Origin of the sequence: Promicromonospora kroppenstedtii DSM 19349 (assembly GCF_000515355.1) — a bacterium.
Lineage (GTDB): Bacteria > Actinomycetota > Actinomycetes > Actinomycetales > Cellulomonadaceae > Promicromonospora > Promicromonospora kroppenstedtii.
This window is the reverse complement of the sequence record NZ_KI911694.1, coordinates 34,340-38,383: the sequence shown is the minus strand read 5'-3', so window position 1 is coordinate 38,383 and position 4,044 is coordinate 34,340. Positions and strand designations below refer to the sequence as shown.

The following is a 4,044-nucleotide window of genomic DNA, read 5'->3' as shown; positions in this document are numbered from 1 at the left end:
TGTAGAGGCTCGGTGCGGCGACCCCGGCCTTCGCGGCGACCTTGGCCAGGGTCAGGTCGGCGTACCCGCGCACGCCGCCCTCGTCGACGACCTCCAGGGCCAGACGCACCACGGCGTCGTGCGAGAGCCCTGCCCTAGGCATTGCGGCCGCCGTCCCGGGCCGGGGTGCCCACGCCACCGGCGGCACCCGGACCGCCCGCGGAGCCCGGCAGCCCGGCGAGGAAGTCGAGCACGGCGGGCACGACGACGTCGGGCGCCTGCTGCGCGGGATAGTGTCCCACCTCGTCGACCAGGACGCCCCGCGCCCCGATCGTCTCCGTGATCCAGGCGAGCTCCTTGGCGGGGTCGGCGAAGTCGGGGTCGAGGGCGCCGACCACGGCGAGCGACGGGGCCGCGACCTCGGGCAGCCGGGCCTCGACGACGGAGTGGTCGAGCACCACGCTGAGGTCGCGGAACGAGCGCAGGTGCGCCGGATCGCGCAGTCTCTGCCGGACCTCGGCGACCTGCTCGGCGTGTCGCGCGGAGCGACGGCCCTTGCTGATCGACGAGTAGTAGGCGGCCCAGAACGCGGCGCCCCAGGGTCGCGCGAGGAGCACGCGAAGGGCGAGCCGCATGGTCCACTGCATGGCCGGCGAGCCCGGCTGGCGCAGGAGAGGGCTGAGCAGGACGAGCCCGCGCACGAGGTCCGGGCGCTCGGCTGCGGCCCAGGCGGCGGCCGACGACGCCATCGAGTTGCCCAGCAGCACTGCCGGCCCGGCGCCGAGGTGCTCGACGAGCGCGATGAAGTCGGTGCCGGTGGCGTCGTCGCCGTGCGTGCGGAACGTGGTGTCGGAGTCGCCGTGGCCGCGCAGGTCCGCGATCACCACGCGATAGCCGGCGTCGACCAGGGCGGGTGCGAGGTCGTCGTAGGTGGACCGGACGTCTCCCATGCCAGGCATGGCGACGACGAGCGGGCCGGAGCCCGTGTCGGTGTAGGCGATGTTGCCCTCGGGGCGTGCGAGGACGGCTACGTTGTTGCTCTGGCTGGCTGTCATAGCCACAAAGCTACGCCTATTAGCCAATGTGCGCAAGAGCCCCTGGAAAACAGAAGAGTGCGGGATCACCGTCCTCTGGCCGGAGCCAGGAGGGCGAGGATCCCGCACTCGACGGGCGTGCGACGGATCAGTGAGGGCGGACCACCCCGAAGTAGCCCTTCTCGGCCTCGCCGCTCTCCGCCTTGATCACGTGCATCACGGCGTTGATCAGGGCCAGGTGCGTGAATGCCTGCGGGAAGTTGCCCAGGTGGCGGCCGCTGCCTGGCTCGATCTCCTCCGCGTAGAGGTCGAGCGAGGAGGCGTAGCCGAGCAGCCGCTCGCACAGCGCGCGGGCCCGCTCCACCTCGCCGATCTCGACCAGCGCGGACACCAGCCAGAAGGAGCAGATGGTGAACGAGCCCTCCTCACCCCGCAGGCCGTCGTCGGTCTCGTCCGTGCGGTAGCGCAGGACCAGGCCGTCCTCGGTGAGCTCGTCCGCGATCGCGAGCACGGTGGCCCGGACCCGCGGGTCGTCCGACGGCAGGAACCGCAGCAGCGGCACCAGCAGCAGCGACGCGTCGAGCGCGGGGTCGCCGTAGCGCTGCGTGAAGACGCCGCGGTCGTCCACGCCCTTGCTGCAGATGTCGTCGGCGATCTCGTCGGCGATCTTCTGCCAGGCCTGGGCGTAGTCGGGCTCGTCGTACAGCCGCGCGAGCTTCGCGCCGCGGTCCATCGCGACCCAGCACATGAGCTTGGAGCTGGTGAAGTGCTGCGGCTCGCCGCGCACCTCCCAGATGCCCCGGTCCGGCTCGTGCCAGTGCTTCATGGCCTCCTCGACCTGCCGCTTGAGGATGGGCCACAGCGACTCGGGGAGCTGGTCGCGCGACTTGGCGTGCAGCCACACCGAGTCGAGCACCGCGCCCCACACGTCGTGCTGGCGCTGGTCGTACGCGGCGTTGCCGACGCGGACCGGCTGCGCGCCCTCGTAGCCGGACAGGTGCGGCAGCTCGAACTCCTCCAGCGTCTCCTCGCCGCCGACGCCGTACATGATCTGGAGCTGCCGGTTGTCACGGCAGACATCCTGGATGAACGAGAAGAAGTCGTTCGCCTCGCGCTCCAGGCCCAGCGTGTACAGCCCCCACAGCGCGAAGGTCGAGTCGCGGATCCACGCGTACCGGTAGTCCCAGTTGCGCTCGCCGCCCGGGGTCTCGGGCAGGGACGTGGTCGCCGCGGCGATCAGCGCGCCGGTGGGGGAGTAGGTCAGCCCTTTCAGCGTGAGGGCCGAGCGCTGCAGGTAGACGCGCCACGGGTGGTCGGGGAACGTGCCCTGCGTGATCCAGTCGCGCCAGAACCGCTCGGTGCGCCACATCGCGTCGAGGGCTTCCGCGTAGGTGGTGGGCGGCTCCTGCGAGCCCCAGGACATCGCCACGAAGTGCTCGGCGCCCTGCGTCATCCGCGTGCGTGCCGTGGCCCGCTTGCCCTCCAGCCCGAACCGGAGGCTGGAGCGCAGGTGCAGGTCGGGCGTGGCGTCGCCGACGTGCGCGACGACGTCCGAGTACCCGCTGTTCTTGTACTCCCAGTCGACCTCGGCGCGCGCGTAGTCCGGGCGGGGCTCGCACTCGACCTCGAGGTCCACGGTGCCCGACACGCACTTGATGGTGCGCAGCAGGATGTGCTCGGCGTCGTCGTCGGTGGGGGTGCGGCGGTGCGTGCCCGAACGCGACTCCAGGTCGTGCCACGGGCCCATCAGCATGGCGTCCCGCACCACGAGCCAGCCGGTCTCGGTCTGCCACGTGGTCTCGAGGATCAGGGTGCCGGGCAGGTAGCGGCGCGCGACGGGCACGCGCACGCCGTGCGGGCCCACCCGGAAGTGGCCGGCTCCCCGGTCGAGGATCTTGGCGAAGACGCTGGGCGAGTCGGGGCGGGGCAGGCACATCCACTCCACGCTGCCCGACGGCGCGATGAGCGCGTTGGCCTCGCAGTCGGACAGGAAACCGTACTCACCGATGTGCGGGAACTTGCTGCGCCCGTCCCAGGGCTGCGGAAAGAGGCCCTCGCTCGATCTGTGACCTCTCACCGGGCCCGGGCTCACGGGCGTCGGCATCTGACCGCCCGCGGAGGGCGTGCCGGCGGAGGGAGCGGAGGGGGCGTCGGACCCCTGCGCGTCAATCGATTCGAGCGTCATGAGGATCAAGGGTTCCGCACGTTCCGCGCGCCTGGCAAGCCGGATCTGTGTGACGCGCGGAACCCGTCCGCATGCTCCACAAAACTGATGCGCGGGCGGTGTCGATCTGTCTGTTTCCCGTTCGACCTGTGGATGAGAAGGTCCTACCAGGGGCCGGAAGAACACGAGGGAGAAGAACCCATGCCGAAGTACATGCTCATCATGCGAGCGACCGACGAGACCGTGACCGCCTACGAGGCCATGGACTTCGAGAAGATCATGAACGACATGGGCGCGTTCAACGAGGAGATGGTCAAGGCCGGCGTGCTGGTGGCCGGCGAGGGCCTCGAGGACGCCGCCGACTCCGTCGTCGTCGACTACTCCACCGAGACGCCCGTGGTGACCGACGGGCCCTACGGCGAGACCAAGGAGCTGTTCAACGGCTTCTGGATCCTGGAGGTGGCCTCCAAGGAGGAGGCCGTCGAGTGGGCCAAGCGCGCGCCGCTGGCCGGTCCGGGCAGCAAGGCGGAGATCCGCAAGGTCACCGAGCTCGACCAGTTCCCGCAGGACAACGAGCACATCCAGAAGGAGCGGGCCTGGCGCGAGTCCACGGGCCAGCTCTGAGCCGGACCGGTAGCGAAGGGGCGGGGAGGGAGCAGCGATGGACGACGACGCCGCGCGCCGGGCCGTCGAGGCGGTCTGGCGGATCGAGTCGGCTCGTATCGTCGGCGCCCTGACCCGCTACACCCGCGATTTCGAGCTCGCCGAGGACGTGGCCCAGGAGGCGCTCGCGGAGGCGCTCGTCTCCTGGCCGCGCGACCGCACGCCGCGGGACCCGGCGGCCTGGCTCATCGCGACGGCGCGCCG

The 4,044-nt window shown here is 71.1% G+C and carries 4 protein-coding genes; 2 read left to right on the top strand and 2 right to left on the bottom strand.

Annotation, left to right across the window (positions count from 1 at the left end; translation table 11 throughout):
• Positions 1–134: 134 nt before the first annotated feature.
• Entirely contained in the window at positions 135–1,034 is a 900-nt protein-coding gene (locus PROKR_RS17385; RefSeq protein ID WP_036965076.1) for an alpha/beta fold hydrolase, read from the bottom strand.
• A gap of 127 nt (positions 1,035–1,161) precedes the next feature.
• A complete protein-coding gene (locus PROKR_RS17380) occupies positions 1,162–3,090 on the bottom strand; it encodes a glycoside hydrolase family 15 protein (RefSeq protein WP_051433103.1) in 1,929 nt (642 codons plus the stop codon).
• Positions 3,091–3,378: 288 nt separating this feature from the next.
• Here PROKR_RS17380 and PROKR_RS17375 point away from each other — a divergent pair, with 288 nt between their 5' ends.
• Positions 3,379–3,801, top strand: a complete 423-nt coding sequence (locus PROKR_RS17375; protein WP_036965072.1) for a YciI family protein — start codon at positions 3,379–3,381, stop codon at positions 3,799–3,801.
• Positions 3,802–3,838: 37 nt separating this feature from the next.
• On the top strand, positions 3,839–4,044 hold a 206-nt coding region (locus PROKR_RS17370; RefSeq protein WP_036965070.1), incomplete at its 3' end, for a sigma factor.